Origin of the sequence: Nocardioides antri, from assembly GCF_008373765.1 — a bacterium.
GTDB classification, from domain to species: Bacteria; Actinomycetota; Actinomycetes; order Propionibacteriales; family Nocardioidaceae; genus Nocardioides; species Nocardioides antri.
This window is the reverse complement of the sequence record NZ_VUJW01000182.1, coordinates 1-329: the sequence shown is the minus strand read 5'-3', so window position 1 is coordinate 329 and position 329 is coordinate 1. Positions and strand designations below refer to the sequence as shown.

Here is a 329-nt window from a genome sequence, read left to right as displayed (position 1 = left end):
GTTCCGCCTCAAGGGCGCCTACGAAGAAGGCCAGGAACAGCTCGAGGCTGTCCGCCGCGAGAACAAGAACCTTGCCGACGTAGTCAAGGACCTCCTGGACCAGATCGGCGAAGGTGGCCGCAACATCCACGAAATCGAGAAAGCCAGGGAGCGTCTCGAGGCCGAGAAGGACGAGCTCCAGGCCGCCCTCGAAGAGGCCGAAGCGGCTCTCGAACAAGAAGAGAACAAGGTCCTCCGCGCTCAGCTCGAGCTGTCTCAAGTGAGACAGGAGATCGACAGACGCATCCAAGAGAAGGAGGAAGAATTCGAAAACACACGCAAGAACCACC

1 protein-coding gene is annotated in these 329 nt (G+C 59.3%); it reads left to right on the top strand.

Going from position 1 to position 329, the window contains the following annotated elements:
* Positions 1-329, top strand: a 329-nt coding sequence (locus F0U47_RS22945; RefSeq protein WP_497463095.1) for a hypothetical protein, incomplete at both ends; no start/stop codon positions are given.